This window comes from Bradyrhizobium sp. USDA3010 (assembly GCF_056429065.1).
The window spans coordinates 179,136-196,813 of record NZ_JBWJZD010000003.1 but is presented as its reverse complement, the minus strand read 5'-3'; the positions used below and the strand labels follow the sequence as shown (position 1 = coordinate 196,813).

The window sequence follows — 17,678 nt, the reverse complement described above, 5'->3', positions numbered from 1 at the left end:
AGCCACCGCCTCAGTAGCAGTGGAAGTGGCCGTGGCGGTAATAGCCGCGGCAGCGGTGGCCGCGGCGATAGCCGCGATCCGGGATGCCGAACACACCCTTGACCGCGCCCATGGCGCCACCGACACCGGCGCCGACGGCGCCGCCAACCACGCCGCCCACTGGGCCGCCGATCCGGTTCCCCTCATGGGCGCCCTCGTGAGCGCCGCGGACGATGCCCTGGGCATGGCCGGCTTGGGGGCCTGCGACCAGCGCCAAAGCGAGGGCTGCGGCCGCAAGCAAGGGCCGCGCGGAGAGGCCGGCGGGGACGACGTCCGCAATCTTAACCTTGGTGTTGTTCATCTGGATTCCTTGATGCGCGGCGCGAATGCGTCACTGGGCGGGATTGTGAAACGCCCATGCGGCCAGATGGTTGCGCCAAAGCATGATCTATTGCCCCGGCCAGTTGGGGCCGATGTCGCAGCCTGCTCGCGAAAATGTCAGTCCGCCGTGACAGGCCAGCCCGGCTTCGGCCTTGTTTGCGCCGCGCGCGGGATTAACGATGCATCAGGTCCGCGACTGGAACCAAGTTCGGATTCCGTGCATATTGGTTGCGGGGACGGAGAGCCGCGGCTTTGTGGTCAGGCCTGGAGGCCAAAGGTAAAATGCGTTCGTTCCTCATTGCGTTCACTTCCGTGATGCTTTTCACCGCCGGCGCCGCCCAGGCCAAGGTCGATATCACCATCGACAAGGACAATCAGCAAATGACCGTCGCGGTCGACGGCGTCGCGCGCTATCACTGGCCGGTCTCGAGCGGCATCCCCTCGCGCGAAACGCCGAACGGCACCTTCCGCGCCTTCCGGATGGAAGAGGATCACTACTCCAAGGAATTCGACGACGCGCCGATGCCGCACTCGATCTTCTTCACCAAGATCGGACACGCGATCCACGGTACCGACTCGGTGAACCGCCTCGGCACACCGGCCTCGCATGGCTGCGTGCGGCTGTCGCGCGACAACGCATCGACGCTCTACGCCCTGGTCCAGAAGGAAGGCGTGCTCAACACCACGGTGACGCTGACCGGCTCGGCGCAGGTCGCGCTGGCGCGCAATCCGCGCGGGCGCAACGGCACCGCCGTCGCCCGCCGCGCGCCGCAGGAAGAGCAGTACGGCACCGCCGCCGCCGGCGACCCGGTCGTCCTGACACCGCAGCCGCGCGAATATCCGGCGCAGGCCCGCGCCGACGACGGCTACATCTATCCGGCCGACGGCAGCTCGACCGCGCAGCGCTACCCGGCGCCGCCGTCAAGCCGTCGCGTCTACGACGCGCAGGCCTATGGCCAGCAGCAATACTACGGCAACCAGGGCTACGCGGCGGCGCCGCAGGGCACCTATCAGCCGCGGCCGTACTACCAGCAGCAGCGCAGCTTTTACGGCAACAACTATCAGGACTGAGTAGCTCTCCTGATCCGCCGACGGCGCCGCAGCGAGCGCGCCGTCGGTTCACGCTCTCCTCACCCGCTTGTGACCGTCGCAAAAGGCCCGCGCCGCCCTGCGCCGTGGCCCGTCGTCGCGCCGTCATCTGATTGTAAGATTAGCCCGATATTCGGCGGCAAGAGCGCCCGCCCGGCCCCTGGAGGCCGATTCACGCGGAATGCCCCATGAAACCAGGGCGAGAAGCGCGGGTCGCGTAGGCAATATCAGAGGTCGACATGAAACGGGGCATCATTGTCCTTTGCCTGTGCATCGTGGCGATGGCCGGCTATTTCACGACAGACAAATGGGCCATCCGTCACACGACGCTGACGTTCCACGACGTCCTGCGCGACGATCGCGACGTCACGGTCGAGGTCGCGGTGCGGCGCGACCGCGAAATGCAGGCGATGGCCGAGATGATCGAGCTGCCGGTCGCGATCCTGAGCCACGGCAACACCGTCAGGAACACCGAGTACTCATTCCTCACCAATGTGTTCGCGTCACGCGGCTACCTCGTGGTCAGCATTCAGCACGATCTGGACACCGACGCGCCGATGGTGACCAAGGTCGGCGAGGAATATGTCGGCCGCCGCATGCAATATAATCGCGGCGTCTTCAACATCATGTATGCGATCGACGAGCTGAAGAAGCTCTATCCGAACGCAAACTATCGCGCGCTGACCTTGATCGGCCACTCCAACGGCGGCGACATCTCGATGTTCTTCGCCAGGCAGCATCCCGACCTGGTCAAGAAGGTCGTGACGCTGGACAATCTGCGCGTCCCCTTCATCACCGACCGCAAGATCAAGATCCTGTCGTTCCGCTCCAGGGACCCGGTGTTCAAGGCCGACCCGGGCGTCGTGCCTGACGATGAGACCTGCGCCAGACTCGGCATCAAGGTGGTCAGAACCGAATTCCAGCACAACGACCTCAGCGACCGCGGCCCCGACAGCGCGAAATCGTCGATCCAGGCGGGCGTGGAGCAATTCCTCGACGAGGACGCCGGCGAGACCACGCCGACGATGCCGCTGCTCGCCGCTTCGACACCCGCCTCCGCGACAACAGCACCGGAGAAAAAATAGCCCTCGCGGTGACGTTGGCTGGCGCTCTCCGATGCTGCCGGGCAGTGCTTACGCACGCGCGCTGCGGTGGGCCCTGGCAACGAGCCAGATCGCCGAAAGCAGGAAATAGAACGCGCCGAATCCCGCATAGGGAGCGACGTCCAGAATCGTCGGCGCGACGGTGCCGATCGATCGGCTGATCATGTAGCCGCCGGCCAGTGCCGACTGCGCACCACTTAGGATCATCGCCCATTGCGCGCCAACGTCACGCCAGCGCCTGACGCCGGTGGACAGTTGCAGCACTCCGGCGAGGATCGCCCAAACCCCGAACACCGCCAGAACGGCATAGGTGTCGCGGCTGACCGCCACGATCACGGCGAGCGCCGTGACGGTGCTGACCACGACATTCAATACCTGGGATGGGTTGGCCTTCAGCCCGCCGTTGACCCGCCCGTCAGCCAGATTGGCGATGGCGTCCCATGCCGGGTAGATCACCAGCAGGAACGCGGCAGGGCCCGCTTGTCCGCTGAAAAGCACGGCGGCGGCGACCCAGGCGCTCGAGAAGATCGCGCGCCCGAAGTAGTAGGATTGCAGCCAGCTGGATTGAGCCGAAACTCGGCTTTGCATTGATTGACTCCTATGTTTATCTATCTACTAGTAGGTAGATACACAGCTCAGGTCAATCGGGCGCCGGGACACGTTGTTGTGTCGAACAGGCGCGCTGCCCCGCCTTGACAACTTACCTACCGGAAGGTAGGCGCCGCTATGAGCTCAATGATTTCGACCTCCGAGCGGATTCTCGACGTCGCGCAGTCTCTCATCGTGGCTGGCGGCTATAACGGGTTCAGCTATGCCGACATCTCGGATGCGATCGGCATCAGGAAGGCGAGCATCCACCACCACTTCCCGACCAAGGCCGAACTGGTTTCGGCGCTGGTCGATCGCTACCGGCAGGAGACGGAGCTGGGCCTGAGGTCCCTTCGGGAGGAGTCCGCCGACCCTGCCGACCAACTGCAGTCCTATGTGAACTTCTGGCAGGGATGCATTCAAGACGCCTCGCTGCCGTTCTGCGTCTGCGCGATGCTTGCCGGCGAGATGCCGATGTTGCCTGACGAGGTCGCATCGCGCGTCCGCGCCCATTTCGATCATCTCGCGGGATGGCTTACGTCGGTGCTGCAGGCTGGCGCAGAGCAGCGCCTGTTCCGATTGGACAAGCAGCCGGAAGATGAGGCCCAGACGCTGATGGCGTCGGTTCACGGAGCGATGCTTTCTGCGCGGGCTTTCAACGCCCCCGAACTGTTCACCGCGATCGTCAGCTCCCAGATCGCGAAGCTGCTGGACCGCTAGAGCCTACTGCTCACCGTCGCGCAGGCGCCGGTAGACTGCGCCCAGCACGTTCGAATAGTCGTCGGTCCAGACCCGCTGCTTCTCGTTGGCGTCGGTCTCGGTCCAGACATCCGACGATGCGAGCTTGCCGACATCGGCGTCCTCGCGCGCGGAGACCACGACCGAGGTCGAGAAGATGTATTCGTTGTCGCGCCCGGAATCCTCGCTGTAGACCCAGCTTTTCATGTCGTTGGCATCGGCGATGCCGACCACGACGCTGGCAAGTTCGAGATGCCGGTTGGAGACGTGCATCACGACCGCGCCCTGCGGCGCCAGCTTCTCCTTGTAGATCGCCATCGCCTCCTCGGTCGCCAGATGGATCGGGATCGCGTCCGACGAATAGGCGTCGACGATGATGAGATCGTAGACGCCGTCCGGCTCCCTGGCGAAGGTCAGCCGCGCGTCGCCGATCACAGGCTTCAGGTTCGGCTCGCAGCTCTGGATGTAGGTGAAGTATTTCGGGTCGCGCGCGGTATCGACCATCGACTGGTCGATCTCGAAGAACCGCCAGTCCTCGCCGGGGGCCGAGGCGCAGGTCAGCGTCCCCGAGCCGAGGCCGATGACAGCCACTTTCAGCGGCGCGCCCTTGCGCTCGCGCATTGCGGTGATGGCCTGCCCGATGCCGCCATCCTTGTGATAGTAGCTGATCGGCTCCGGCTTTCCGGTGACCGGCGTGCCGTCGTCGTTCTTGAACTTCTCGGCGCCGTGGATCGTGGTGCCGTGCATCAGCACGTGATATTGCCCGTTCGGCGTCACCACGATCTTGTGCACGCCGAAGAAGCTGCGCACGGTTTCGACGCGGCCGTCGTCCGATGGATAGGCGCGCAGCACCACCAGCGCGACCGCGACGGTGGCGAAGATCTTCCAGCGATTGGCATTCAGTGCGAGCGCGAGCAGCGCCGAGAGCACGCCGACCGCGCCGATCACCCACACCCGGTGGTCGTCGAACCAGTTGAAGATGTCGCCGGCCGAATAGCTCGGCGCGATCAGCGCCACCGCCAGCACCGCAAGGAACGGCCAGTACCAGGCGCTCCAGCGCGGCAGGCGCTCCGCGCCGCCGGGCGGACGGCACAGCGCCGCGAGCGCCAGCAGGATCGGATACTCGGCGATCCACGAGAAGGTGAACGGCGCGATCAGCCCCGCGAACAGGCCGCCGACCATGCCGCCGAACGACAGCGCGACATAGAAGCCGGTGAGATATTTCGCCGCCGGGCGGGTGCGCGCAAGCTCGCCATGGCAGGCCATCGCGATGATGAAGAAGCAGAGCTGATGGCCGCCGAGCGTGAGCAGCAGGTTCTGCTCGCCGCCGACCGCGAGAAGAATAACCACGCCGGCAATCGCCAGCGGCTGCGCCAGCAGCATCCATTTGTGCGGCAGCAGCGGCCGCGACTGGAACACCAGCACCCAGGTCAACAGATACAGCGACAGCGGCAGCACCCAGAGCAAGGGAGCGGCCGCGACGTCGGTCGAGATATGCGCGGTCACCGCGATCAGCAGGCCGGACGGCACGGCAGCCAGGAAGATCCAGCGCGCCCGCCGCGACCAGGACGGCGCCGGCGCATTGGCATCATCGGCTTGCATATCGAGCGCGGCGGCATAGGCCGGCGATCGCAACAGCAGCACGCCGCAGCTTGCGATCAGAACGATCAGCAGGCCATAGCCGCCGGTCCAGATCAGGTTCTGGGTGCGCAACGTGAACATCGGCTCGAGCAGCACCGGATATGACAGCAGCGCCAGGAAGCTGCCGATGTTCGAGGACGCATAGAGAAAATACGGGTCGGGACCGTTGGGGTGGCCGGTGCGCACGAACCAGGCCTGCAGCAGCGGATTGTTGGCGGCGAGCGCGAAGAACGGCAGGCCGATCGAGACCGCGAACAGGCCGAGCAGCCAGACCGCATAGCCCGAGGTCGGCGGCTCGCCCCAGCCGCTTTTGATCGAGAGCGGCAATGTCAGCAGCGCGACGACGAGCAGCACGAGATGCACCGCGATCGGAATGATGCGGCTGTTCAGCTTCATCAGCAGATGCGCATAGGCATATCCGCCGAGCAGCAGCGACTGGAAGAACACCATCGCCACCGACCACACCGCCGGCGAGCCGCCGAGCCGCGGCAGCACCATCTTGGTGAACAGCGGCTGCACCGAGAACAGCAACAGCGCGCTGACGAAGATCGCGGCAGTGTAGACAACCAGCACCAGCCGGTTTCGCGAGGCGGACGGCTCAGATGTCATGAAAGCTCCGGCATGGACCCCGGCGGGCGCCGGAGGCGGACGGTCCGGCGCACCGCACCGGAGGATTTGAACTGAGCATACGGCAGTATCACGAACAAGAAATCGCGGTCACGCGGACTTGACGGCACCGCGCTGCGGCGCCACAGCACGTTGGATCTACCGGATTTAAGAGCGCGATCGTTGGATAACCCGGTTTCGACTTTCCCGGATCATGCTCTAATCACTCCTTGTTGAAGCGGACATGAACGAAACAGACGTCGTCATCATCGGTGCGGGGCACAACGGCCTCACCTGCGCGGCCTATCTCGCGATGGCGGGGCTCAAGGTCAGGGTCGTCGAGCGCCGCAAGGTGGTCGGCGGCGCCGCCGTCACCGAAGAGTTTTGTCCGGGCTTCCGCAATTCGGTCGCCGCCTACACCGTGAGCTTGCTCAACCCGCAGATCATCTCCGACCTGAAACTTGCCGATCACGGCCTCAAGGTCGTCGAACGCCGCGCGCAGAACTTCCTGCCCGCACCCGACGGCAGTTATCTGCTGACCGGCGAAGGCCGCACCCAGCAGTCGGTCGAGAGACTGAGCCAGCGGGATGCGGCAACGATCGGCGTGTTCTCGGGGGAACTCGAAGCCATCGCCGACGTGCTGCGCCAGTTCGTGCTGCGCGCGCCGCCGAACCTCGTCGAGGGCTTCGGCCTCGGCGCAATGGGTGAGGCCTTCAACGCGCTCGGTGCCGCCAATATCCTGCGCCGGCTGTCGCTCGAGCAGCAGCGCAATCTGCTCGACCTGTTCACGCGCTCGGCCGGCGAGATGCTCGACGAGCGTTTCGAGAACGACCTCGTCAAGGCGCTGTTCGGCTTCGATGCCATCGTCGGCAACTATGCCAGCCCCTACGCGGCCGGCTCGGCCTATGTGATGCTGCACCATGCGTTCGGCGAAGTGAACGGCAAGAAGGGTGTCTGGGGCCACGCGATCGGCGGCATGGGCGCGATCACCCAGGCGATGGCAAGCGCCGCGCGCAGCCATGGTGTCGAGATCGAAACCGATGCTGGTGTCCGCGAGGTGATCGTCGAGATGGATCGCGCTACCGGCGTCATCCTCGACAATGGCGAGACGGTGCGCGCCAGATATGTCGTCTCCAACGTCAACCCGAAGCTGCTCTACACGCGGCTGGTGCCGGAGGGCGCGCTGGCAACCGAATTCCGCACGCGCATCGGGCGATGGCAGAACGGCTCCGGGACGTTCAGGATGAACGTGGCGCTTGATACCCTGCCCTCGTTCACCGCGCTGCCCGGCCCGGGCGATCACCTCACCGCGGGGATCATCATCGCGCCTGGTCTCGGCTACATGGATCGCGCCTGGCGCGATGCGCGCGAATTCGGCTGGAGCCGCGCGCCCGTCGTCGAGGTGCTGATCCCCTCGACGCTCGACGACAGTTTGAGCCCGCCGGGTCAGCATGTCGCGAGCCTGTTCTGCCAGCACGTCGCGCCGCAATTGCCCGATGGCAAATCATGGGACGACCATCGCGAAGAGGTCGCCGACCTCATGATCGCAACCGTCGATGACTACGCCCCCGGCTTCGCGGGCAGTGTGATCGGCCGCCAGATCCTGTCGCCGCTCGACCTCGAGCGGCAGTTCGGCCTGCTCGGCGGCGACATCTTCCACGGCGCGCTGACGCTGAACCAGCTGTTCTCGGCGCGTCCCATGCTCGGCCATGCCGATTACCGCGGACCGCTGCGCGGTCTCTACCATTGCGGTTCCGGCGCCCATCCCGGCGGCGGGGTCACCGGCGCCCCCGGCCACAACGCCGCGCGGGCCGTCCTCGCCGACCATCGCGCGCTGTTCGCATAGAGCAGAGGGCGCATCGCGCGCCGCGGTCAGGGCTTGGCCAAGCTGTGGACAGGCCTGTTGAGAAGCTGTGGGTCGACCGTGGTCAGAGGTGGTGTGCCTTGGCGGGACAATCGGTGAGCATCCCGGTGGACGGCCTGTGGAACGGAAAGCCGACAACCCCGGAACAACGCGCTGGACGCCTTGTAGACAGGGTACGTGCGGCTCTGTGGACAACCTGTCAAAAAGAAAACACCGGGCCTCGTTGTGCCCGGTGCTTGCTCGAGAACGCCGTCTGCGAAGTTACTTGAGCGAACTGGCGACCGTGTTGAACGTCCCGCTCAAGTTCGTGCCGACGCCATTCACCGCGGCGATGATGGCGATGGCGATGCCGGTCGCAATCAGTCCGTACTCGATGGCGGTCGCACCGGATTCATTCTTCAAGAACCTAACGAAAAGAGTCTTCATTGCAGCCCTGCCCTGGGTTGTGATGCCTTGGAACGAAGGGTATTCCCGAGTTCCGCCTCCGTAGTAGTACGGCAACATCTAAGGTTGTCTGAATCGGGAACCTATCAATTCTCGCGATATTCGATTGAATCCGGCTTGAAACTTTAACGAAAACCGCGCTACCGGCCTCCGATGACCCCGTCCACACACCGCGCCAGCATCACCCTTTCAGACGAACAGTCCGCAAAACGCGTGGTCGACGCGCTTTCCGAGATGTTTTTCGAGGATCAGGCGGCTTTTGCGGCCTTCGAACGGCCCGACGCCCGTTGGGACGTCACGGTCCACTTTGCCGAGGCGCCGGACCAGGCCTTGCTGCGCGAGCTGGTCGGCCAGGTGGTAACGCGGCAGGATGTCGCATCGACTTTTTTGGTATTTGACACCGTCGAGGCGAAGGACTGGGTCAAGGCCAGCCTGGAAGATTTGGTCCCGGTCGCGGCCGGCCGGTTCATCGTCCACGGCCAGCATGACCGGCACAAGATACCGCCAAACAAGCTCGGGATCGAGATCGAAGCAGCGCTCGCCTTCGGCACCGGCCATCACGGCACCACCCGCGGCTGCCTGCTGCTGCTCGACCACGTGCTGAAGGCCCATCAGCCCCGCCGGGTGCTCGATCTCGGCACCGGGACCGGCGTGCTGGGGATCGCCGCCGCCAAGGCCCAGCATCGCAGGGTGTTGGCGAGCGACATCGACCCGCCGTCTGTCAAGGTCGCCGAGGAGAACGCCCGGCTGAACGGGGCAGGGCATCTGGTGGATGTGATCCGTGCCACCGGCTTTGCGTCGCCGCGGTTTGCCGAGGACGGGCCGTTCGATCTGGTGCTCGCCAACATCCTCGCCAATCCGCTGCGCCAGCTGGCGGGGCCGATGACCCGGCACCTCGCATCGTCCGCGCAAGTCATCCTGTCGGGCTTGCTGACGCATCAGGCGCCGGCGGTCATTGCCGCCTATCGCGCCCGCGGGCTGGTGCCGCTGCGGCATCTGAAGATCGAGGGCTGGAGCAGCCTGCTGCTGCGCTCAGTCAGGTGAAATGACCGCGACCGGCAGACAGTGCGGCGACTGCACGCTCTGCTGCAAGGTGATGGCGATCGAGGAACTTGCGAAGCCGGCCAACGCATGGTGTGCGCATTGCAGGCCGGGGCGCGGCTGCCGGATCTACCCAAGCCGGCCGGCGGAGTGCCGCGCGTTCAGCTGCGTCTGGCTGGTCAACGAGCTGCTGGAGGAGCACTGGAAGCCTTCCCGATCGAAGCTTGTCCTGACCACGTCCGACGACGGCCTCGAGGTCAGATGCGATCCGGGCTTCCCGGATGCCTGGCGCAGGGAGCCGTTTCGCAACGAGCTCAGGGAATGGGCGATATCCGGCGAGCCGCTCGACATGACCGTCGTCGTGATCGTCGGTCAGCGCATGACGCTGCTGACGCCGGAGCGCGAATTCGATCTGGGTGTCGTCGGCCTCGATGAGCGGATCGTGCGCGAACTCGAGGGCACCAGGGTCGTCAATGTAACCGTGGAGAAGGCGTCCGACCTCGCACGGTTAGCGCGATCCTTGGATTAGCTATTCGGGTGCTGCGGAATCGCGGCCGGCCGTCTCGGCCTTGTCCTGACCGGCTGCGCGCCTGGCGCGCGCCGCGACCAAACGGTCAAGCATCTGCACGATAACGCCACGTTGCTTCTGCTCGATCGGCGCAATCGGCCCGCGACGGACCGGCGGCGAGATCTTCTCAAACGTGAATGCAGGCATCGTGCATCTCCTCACCGTTGAGTTGAGACACTCCTGGACACCCCCCGTACACTTGACCGGCGACGGTGGACATCGTCCAGTCACTTCAACTATGCCATGATTCAAGCATAAGTAATGCCAAAAATGTGGTCATGCCTCAGCGCGTCGGCGCGAAGATCATGCTGCATCCGAAGAGAGTGCAAAGGCGATGTTCGAAGCCCATTTCCAGACGTTCGAAGAGCCCGAAGGCGGCGTGGCGCTGACCGCGCGCTTAAGTGCACTGCGCGAGGAATTGGCGCGGCGCAAGCTGACCGGGTTTTTGGTTCCGCGCGCCGATCAGCAGCAGAATGAGTATGTTGCGGCGTCCGAGGAGCGGCTTGCCTGGCTGACCGGCTTCACCGGATCGGCTGGGCTCGCGGTCGTGCTGAGCAAGGAAGCCGCCCTGTTCGTCGACGGGCGCTACACACTACAGGCCGGCAAGCAGGTCGATCGCAAGGCCTGGCAGGTCGAGCCGCTGGTCGATCCGCCGCCGGAGCATTGGCTGACCCGGCATCTGGCAGCCGGCGACCGCCTAGGATTTGACCCATGGCTGCACACTTCTGCGGCAGCCGAACGGCTGGCGGCCGCCTGCGCCAAGGCCGGCGCCGAGCTGGTCGCCGTCGACGGCAACCCGGTCGATACGGTCTGGCACGAACGGCCGGCGCCGCCGCTCGGCCCGGTCGCGATCCACGGCGCGCAGTTTTCCGGCGAGATCGAGGCCGAGAAGCTGAAGCGCATCCGGCTCGAGATCGACAAGCTCGGTGTCGATGCGCTGGTGCTCTCCGACAGCCACGCGGTGGCCTGGACCTTCAACATCCGCGGCGCCGACGTCTCGCATACGCCGCTGCCGCTGTCCTACGCGTTGGTGCCGAAGGAAGGCCGGCCGCTGGTGTTCATCGATCACCGCAAGCTGTCCAACGCGACCCGCGACCATCTCGAGCAATCCGCCAATGTCGAGGAGCCGGCGGCGCTGACGCTAAAACTGACCGAGTTCGCCAAGCGCGGCGCATCGATCGCACTCGACAGCGCGACCGCGGCAGACGCGTTGAGCCGCCTGATCGCCGGCGCCGGCGGCAAGCCGGTGCGCGGCAGCGATCCGGTCAGCCTGCTGAAGGCGGTCAAGAACCTCACCGAGATCGACGGCACGCGCACCGCGCACCAGCGCGACGCGGTGGCGCTCGTGCGCTTCCTCGCCTGGATCGACCGCGAGGCGCCATCGGGTCACCTCACCGAGATCGACACCGTCGAGGCGCTGGAAACCTTCCGCCGCCAGACCGGCGCGCTGAAGGACGTCTCGTTCCCGACCATCGCCGGCACCGGGCCGAACGGCGCCATCGTGCATTATCGCGTGACGCGCAAGAGCAATCGCCGCATCGCGCCCGGCGATCTGCTGCTGATCGATTCCGGCGCGCAATATGAGGACGGCACCACCGACGTCACCCGCACCATCGCGATCGGCCAGCCGACCGACGAGATGCGTGACCGCTTCACCCGCGTGCTGCGCGGCCATATCGCGATCGCCCGCGCGATCTTCCCCGACGGCACCACCGGCGCGCAGCTCGACAGCTTCGCGCGGCAACATCTCTGGCAGGCCGGGATCGATTTCGAGCACGGCACCGGCCACGGCGTCGGCAGCTATCTCAGCGTCCATGAAGGGCCGGCGCGGATTTCCAAGCTCGGCACTACGCCGCTGAAGCGCGGCATGATCCTGTCCAACGAGCCCGGCTACTACAAGACCGACGCCTACGGCATCAGGATCGAGAACCTCGAACTGGTGATCGGCACCGACATTGCCGGCGCCGAGAAGCCGGTCAACGCATTCGAGACGCTGACGCTGGCGCCGATCGATCGCCGCCTGATCGAGGTGCGCATGCTGAGCGAAGGCGAGTTGAGCTGGCTCAACGACTACCATGCCCGCGTCGCGCGTGTGGTGCGTCCGCATCTCGACGACAACGCCACCAAGCTGTGGCTGGACGAGGCGACGGCGGCGCTGAAGTAGCAGCGCAAGCATCGTTCCACACACTCGACGTCGTCCCGGCGAAAGCCGGGACGACAGTGTAGATGTTGCGCGAGACGAAACTCCACCGCCTTCGCCTCCCGAAATGCATGGGCGTATGCCGAAACACACGTATTCCGCGCGAACGGGCACGCTACAGTCTTTCCACAATGCTGGATCGGACCTGAATGCACGGCGTGATGGGCAAGCCGCCCGGCGCGGCCCAAGACAACATCAAAGACAACGACATCGCGACATCGAAGGTCATGCTGCTGATGCTCGTCGTGATGACGGGCGTCGCGCCGATCTCGCTCTATATGCTGGTTCCGGCGCTGCCGGTGCTGGCGACCACATTCGGCCGCGACATCGGAATCGCGCAGATGACCGTGTCGCTCTACATGGTCGGCATCGCGCTCTCGCAGCTGATCATGGGACCGCTGTCCGACAAGTTCGGCCGCCGCCCGGTGCTGCTCGCGGGCCTCGGCCTGATGGTGGTGGCCGGCATCGGCTCTGACTTCGCCGAGACCTTGCCGCAACTGATCGCGGCGCGCTTCTTCCAGGCGCTCGGCGGCGCCAGCGGCATGGTGATCAGCCGCGCCATCATCCGCGATCTCTATCCGCGCGAGCGGGTCGGCGCCATGATCAGCCTCGTCGTCGCCGCGCTGATGATCGCGCAGATGGTGAGCCCGCTGACCGGCGGTTTGCTGGAGACCACATTCGGCTGGCGCGCGATCCTCTATCTCATCACCGCGGCATCGCTGATCACCACGATCTTCATCGCGCTGGCGCTGCCCGAAACCCGCCGCGACCGCGCCGACAGCTCCAGCTTCCGCGGCGATCTTGGCAGGCTGATGCGAAGCCGCGCCTTCGTCGGCTATCTGCTGTGCCAGGTGCTGGCCTCGCAGATCATCTTCGCCTTCGCCGGCGGCGGTCCCTATATCGTGGTGACCCAGATGGGCCGCAGCAGCGCCGAATACGGCGCGTGGTTCGCGATGACGGGGTTCGGCTACTTCATCGGCAATCTGCTGTGCGTGCGCTTCGCGCCGCGGCACTCGCTGGAGAAGCTGATCTGGTTCGGCCTCGCACTGCAGGTCGGCGGCAGCCTGCTGAACCTGATCTGGAGTTTCGCCGGGCTGAACCAGGCGCCGCTCTGGCTGTTCGGCACCCAGATGATCGCGATGGTCGCCAATGCCTTCGTGATGGCGAACTCCGCCGCCGGCGCTATCAGCATCCGCCCCGAGGCCGCCGGCACCGCCTCCGGCGCCATGGGCTTCCTGCAGCAGGGCATCGGTTCGCTGATCTCGCAGTTCGGCGCCTATCTCGGCGGCCACTCCACCACGACGCTGCCGCTGACATCGGCGCTCTTCGCGATCTCGCTCGCCTGCGCCTGCACCATGATCTTCGTCGTGCCGCGGCGGAACGTGGTGGTAAGCGAGGAGCTGATCGCGCAGGCCGAGGAGGATGAGCAGGGAATGATGTGAGGCGCGCGCAACACGCGCCCCCATTCTCTCATCGTCATCCCCGCGCCTGCGGGGATCCAGTACGCCGCGGCCTGTCCGCTCAACAATAACTGTCTCTGGAATACTGGGTCCCCCGCTTTCGCGGAGGACGACAGCGGCAAGTGCGGCGGCGCCGCGCCTTACTCTCCGATCAGCTTGAGCCACTCGTCTTCTGTCAGCACGGTGACGCCGTGTTTCTGGGCATCCGTCAATTTCGAGCCCGCACCGGGTCCCGCAATTAGGTAATCTGTCTTCTTAGACACAGAGCTGGCGGCCTTCGCGCCGAGCCTCTCGGCGTTAGCTTTGGCCTCGTCACGCGTCATCTTTTCCAGCGTCCCACTGAAAACCACGGTTTTCCCAGAGATCGCCGAATTGCTCTTCGGCTTCTCGGCGTCGATGATCTCGTCGAGCTCCTTGGTCAGCCGTTCGACGATGCCGCGATTATGGCTCTCGCCGAAATAGTCCGCGATGCTCTTGATCACGGTGTCGCCGATCTGGTCGAGCGCATCCATCTCGGCGATGGCCTCCTCGTCGCCCTTGGCGACCTTGAGGCAGGCATCGTGGAACGCATCCCATGAGCCGTAGCCGCGCGCAAGCGCCAGCGCGGTGGTCTCGCCGACATGGCGCATGCCGAGTGCATAGATGAAGCGCTCCAGCCCGATCCGGCGGCGGCTGTCGATCGCGGCGAACAGATTGCGCACCGAAGTCTCGCCATAGCCCTCGATGTCCTCGAGCTTCAGCTTCGCGTTGCGCTTCGGCAGCGTGAAGATGTCGGCGGGCTCCTTGACCCAGCCCTCGTCGAAGAAATATTGCAGCTGCTTCACGCCGAGGCCGTCGATGTCGAACGCCCGTCGCGACACGAACAGAATGAGGTGCTCGATCTTCTGGAACGGACAAGCAAACTCGCCGCTGCAGCGCAGCCGCGAGCCCTCCTCGCCGGTCGCGGTCTCCTCGCGCACAACGTCGGTGTGCAGCGGGCACGGGCACTTCTTCGGAAAGTGGAACTCCTTCGCGCTCTTCGGCCGCTTGTCGATCACGACATCGACGACCTGCGGGATCACGTCGCCGGCGCGCTGGATCACCACCGTGTCGCCGATCCTGATGTCGCGGCCCTCGCGTAGCACCTCGCCCTTGTTGCCGATGCCCTTGATGTAATCCTCATTGTGCAGCGTGACGTTCTGCACAATCACGCCGCCGACACCGACCGGCTCGAGCTTACCGACCGGCGTGAACGAGCCGGTACGCCCGACCTGGATCTCGATGTCGCGCAGCACGGTCATGGCGCGCTCGGCCGGGAATTTGTGCGCGATCGCCCAGCGCGGCGTGCGCGAGACGAAGCCGAGCCGCTCCTGCCAGTCGATGCGATCGACCTTGTAGACGACGCCATCGATGTCGTAGTCGAGCTCGGCGCGCTGCTCCTCGATCTTGCGATGGAAGGCGATCAGCTCGTCGACCGAGTGGCACAATTTGGTCAAGGGGTTGGTCTTGAAGCCGCAGCGCTCGAACCAGTGGATCATGCCGGTCTGGGTCTCTTCCGGCATCGCACTCATCTCGCCCCAGGCGTAGGCGAAGAAACCGAGCGGCCGCGAGGCGGTGATACCAGGATCCTTCTGCCGCAGCGAGCCGGCCGCGGAATTGCGCGGATTGGCGAAGATGGTGCCGCCTTCGGCTTTCTGCCGCTCGTTCAGTGCCAGGAACGCCTTCTTCGTCATATAGACCTCGCCGCGCACCTCGCAGATCTCGGGCACGTTGCGGCCCTTGAGCTTCTGCGGCACATCCTCCAGCGTGCGGATGTTCGCGGTCACGTCCTCGCCTTCGGCGCCGTCGCCGCGCGTCGCCGCAGTGACGAGTTCGCCGCCCTCGTAGCGCAGCGACATCGAGAGCCCGTCGATCTTCGGCTCGGCCGAGAAATCGATCTTGTCGTCCGGCAGCTTCAGGAAGCGTGTGATGCGTCCGACGAAATCGACCACGTCAGCTTCCGCAAACGCGTTGTCGAGCGACAGCATCGGGACGGAATAGCGGACCTTCTTGAAGCGCCCCGACGGCGCGGCACCGACCTTCTGCGAGGGCGATTCCGCGGTGACGAATTCAGGGAAGCGTTTCTCGATCGCGTTGTAACGCTGCCGCAGCGCGTCGTATTCGGCATCGGTGACGCTGGGCGCGTCGTCCTGATAATAGCGCTTGTCGTGGCCTTCGAGCTCGAGCGCAAGCCGCATGTGCTCGACCTTGGCCTGGGCCTTGGTGAGCTTGTCGACGTCGACCAGCGCTTTCGTCGCCTTGGCGGCCATGGGCAGACTAGCTCGCCGCCCTGAGCAGCCGTTCCGCCGCAGCCCTCGCCTCCGCGGTGATCTCGGCGCCGGCCAGCATGCGCGCGATCTCCTCGCGGCGGTGGTCGGCGGCGAGCGCGTTGACGCGGGTGGCGACCCGCTTGCCCTTGTCGAGCGCATCCTTGGAGATCAACAGATGCTGACTTGCGCGGGCTGCGACCTGCGGCGCATGCGTCACCGCCATCACCTGCACCTTGCCGGCGAGGCGTGCCAGCCGCGAGCCGATCGCATCCGCCACCGCGCCGCCGACGCCGGTGTCGATTTCGTCGAACACCAAAGTCGGCGCCGAGCCGCGATCGGCCAGCACGACCTTCAGCGCCAGCAGGAAGCGCGACAGCTCGCCGCCGGAGGCGACCTTCATCATCGGCCCCGGCTTGGTGCCCGGATTGGTCTGCACCCAGAACTCGACGCGGTCGATGCCCTGCGGCCCCGGCGCGGCGGCATTGGCCTCGACCTGGGTCATGAATTTCGCACGCTCGAGCTTGAGCGGCGCGAGCTCGGCATTGACGGCCTTGTTGAGCTTCTCGGCCGCCTTGGTGCGCGCCGCCGACAGCTTTGCCGCCGCAGCGGCATAGCGCTTGTCGGCCTCAGCGGCGGCCGCTTCCAGCTTCTTCAGCTGATCGGCGCCGGCATCGATCAGCGCGACGTCATCAGCGTATTGCGCCGCCAGCGCCGCCAGCAGATCGACCGGCGTCGAATATTTGCGCGAGGCTGCGCGCAGCGCGAACAGCCGTTCCTCGATGCGCTCGAGCTCGGCCGGATCGAAATCGGTCGCCGCCAGTGCCGCGTGGAGATGCTGGTCGGCCTCTTCCAGCGCGTTGATCGCGATATCGATCGCCCTGACCGCCGGCTCGATCAGGCTGGGCGCATTGGCAGCACGCCGCTCCAGCCGCCGTACTGCCGCGGACAGGGCCGACACCGGCGAATGCGAGCCGCCGATCGCCTCCTGCGCCTCGCGCAGATCGGTCGCGACCTTCTCGCCCTGCATCATGGTGGTGCGGCGGTTGGCGAGCTCGGTCTCCTCGCCCTCCTTCGGCGCCAGCGTCTTCAGCTCCTGGGAGGCGTGGCGCAGATAGTCGGCCTCGCGCGCGGCGCGCTCCATGCCGGCGCGATGCCCGTCGAGATCGGCGTTGGCGGTCCGCCTGATTTCCCACAGCGCTTCCAGCGCGGCGACGTCCTTCTCTTGGCCGGCGAAGGCGTCGAGCAGCTGGCGGTGGGTGGAGGCGTCGACCAAAGCGCGCTCGTCGTGCTGGCCGTGGATCTCGACCAGAGCCGCGCCGACCGCCCTCAGGGTCTGCACGCTGATCGCCTGGTCGTTGATGAAGGCGCGGGTGCGGCCGTCGGCGAGCTGCACGCGGCGCAGGATCATCTCGCCGGTGTCATCGAGGCCGTTCTCGGCAAGGATCCCGGCGGCAGGATGCCCCTTAGGGACATCGAACGTGGCGGTGACCTGGCCCTGCTCGGCGCCATGGCGCACCAGTCCGGCGTCGCCGCGCCCGCCGAGCGCCAGCGCAAAGGCATCAAGCAGGATGGATTTGCCGGCGCCGGTTTCGCCGGTCAGCACCGCCAGGCCACGGGAAAATTCGATATCAAGCCGTTCGATCAGGACGATGTCACGGATCGACAGACGGGCCAGCATGCGAGGACAA

At 65.6% G+C, this 17,678-nt stretch carries 15 protein-coding genes; 8 read left to right on the top strand and 7 right to left on the bottom strand.

Features of this window, described 5'->3' with window-relative positions:
• Positions 1-10: 10 nt before the first annotated feature.
• Positions 11-340 carry a hypothetical protein gene (locus AC066Y_RS06440; RefSeq protein ID WP_478273136.1) on the bottom strand — a complete coding sequence of 110 codons (330 nt, stop codon included), beginning with the start codon at positions 338-340 and terminating at the stop codon, positions 11-13.
• 302 nt (positions 341-642) lie between these two features.
• On the opposite strand from AC066Y_RS06440, the gene AC066Y_RS06435 reads away from it, so the two are divergent.
• The gene (locus tag AC066Y_RS06435) at positions 643-1,431 is read left to right on the top strand and encodes a L,D-transpeptidase (protein WP_478273135.1); all 789 of its coding nucleotides are present in this window, start codon (positions 643-645) and stop codon (positions 1,429-1,431) included.
• 257 nt (positions 1,432-1,688) lie between these two features.
• A complete protein-coding gene (locus tag AC066Y_RS06430; protein ID WP_478273134.1) occupies positions 1,689-2,534 on the top strand; it encodes an alpha/beta hydrolase in 846 nt (281 codons plus the stop codon).
• A 48-nt stretch (positions 2,535-2,582) separates the two neighbouring features.
• On the opposite strand, the gene AC066Y_RS06425 is transcribed toward AC066Y_RS06430, so the two are convergent.
• Positions 2,583-3,140 carry a DUF308 domain-containing protein gene (locus tag AC066Y_RS06425; protein ID WP_478273133.1) on the bottom strand — a complete coding sequence of 186 codons (558 nt, stop codon included), beginning with the start codon at positions 3,138-3,140 and terminating at the stop codon, positions 2,583-2,585.
• 138 nt (positions 3,141-3,278) lie between these two features.
• Here AC066Y_RS06425 and AC066Y_RS06420 point away from each other — a divergent pair, with 138 nt between their 5' ends.
• Positions 3,279-3,860: a TetR/AcrR family transcriptional regulator gene (locus tag AC066Y_RS06420; protein WP_478273132.1), complete on the top strand. Its 582-nt coding sequence runs from the start codon at positions 3,279-3,281 to the stop codon at positions 3,858-3,860.
• Between the two features lie 3 nt (positions 3,861-3,863).
• Here the strand turns inward: AC066Y_RS06420 and AC066Y_RS06415 are convergent, their stop codons facing one another.
• Entirely contained in the window at positions 3,864-6,128 is a 2,265-nt protein-coding gene (locus AC066Y_RS06415) for a spermidine synthase (protein ID WP_478273131.1), read from the bottom strand.
• Positions 6,129-6,369: 241 nt separating this feature from the next.
• Here AC066Y_RS06415 and AC066Y_RS06410 point away from each other — a divergent pair, with 241 nt between their 5' ends.
• The gene (locus AC066Y_RS06410; protein ID WP_478273130.1) at positions 6,370-7,971 is read left to right on the top strand and encodes a phytoene desaturase family protein; all 1,602 of its coding nucleotides are present in this window, start codon (positions 6,370-6,372) and stop codon (positions 7,969-7,971) included.
• Positions 7,972-8,250: 279 nt separating this feature from the next.
• Here the strand turns inward: AC066Y_RS06410 and AC066Y_RS06405 are convergent, their stop codons facing one another.
• The gene (locus tag AC066Y_RS06405; protein WP_342727636.1) at positions 8,251-8,415 is read right to left on the bottom strand and encodes a Flp family type IVb pilin; all 165 of its coding nucleotides are present in this window, start codon (positions 8,413-8,415) and stop codon (positions 8,251-8,253) included.
• A gap of 171 nt (positions 8,416-8,586) precedes the next feature.
• On the opposite strand from AC066Y_RS06405, the gene AC066Y_RS06400 reads away from it, so the two are divergent.
• Complete coding sequence (locus tag AC066Y_RS06400) at positions 8,587-9,477, top strand: 50S ribosomal protein L11 methyltransferase (protein ID WP_478273129.1); 891 nt, start codon at positions 8,587-8,589, stop codon at positions 9,475-9,477.
• A 1-nt stretch (position 9,478) separates the two neighbouring features.
• On the top strand, positions 9,479-10,003 hold the full coding sequence (locus AC066Y_RS06395) for a hypothetical protein (protein ID WP_478273128.1): 525 nt from the start codon (positions 9,479-9,481) through the stop codon (positions 10,001-10,003).
• Here AC066Y_RS06395 and AC066Y_RS06390 read toward each other — a convergent pair whose 3' ends face one another.
• On the bottom strand, positions 10,004-10,189 hold the full coding sequence (locus tag AC066Y_RS06390; protein ID WP_375788285.1) for a hypothetical protein: 186 nt from the start codon (positions 10,187-10,189) through the stop codon (positions 10,004-10,006).
• A gap of 187 nt (positions 10,190-10,376) precedes the next feature.
• Here AC066Y_RS06390 and AC066Y_RS06385 point away from each other — a divergent pair, with 187 nt between their 5' ends.
• Both AC066Y_RS06385 and AC066Y_RS06380 read left to right on the top strand, forming a co-directional pair.
• Complete coding sequence (locus AC066Y_RS06385; protein ID WP_478273127.1) at positions 10,377-12,206, top strand: aminopeptidase P family protein; 1,830 nt, start codon at positions 10,377-10,379, stop codon at positions 12,204-12,206.
• Between the two features lie 185 nt (positions 12,207-12,391).
• Positions 12,392-13,684, top strand: coding sequence for a multidrug effflux MFS transporter (locus AC066Y_RS06380; protein ID WP_478273126.1), 1,293 nt, complete (start codon positions 12,392-12,394; stop codon positions 13,682-13,684).
• A 158-nt stretch (positions 13,685-13,842) separates the two neighbouring features.
• On the opposite strand, the gene ligA is transcribed toward AC066Y_RS06380, so the two are convergent.
• Positions 13,843-15,990, bottom strand: a complete 2,148-nt coding sequence (gene ligA / locus AC066Y_RS06375) for an NAD-dependent DNA ligase LigA (protein WP_478273125.1) — start codon at positions 15,988-15,990, stop codon at positions 13,843-13,845.
• Between the two features lie 7 nt (positions 15,991-15,997).
• The gene (gene recN, locus AC066Y_RS06370; RefSeq protein ID WP_478273124.1) at positions 15,998-17,668 is read right to left on the bottom strand and encodes a DNA repair protein RecN; all 1,671 of its coding nucleotides are present in this window, start codon (positions 17,666-17,668) and stop codon (positions 15,998-16,000) included.
• Between the last annotated feature and the right edge of the window lie 10 nt (positions 17,669-17,678).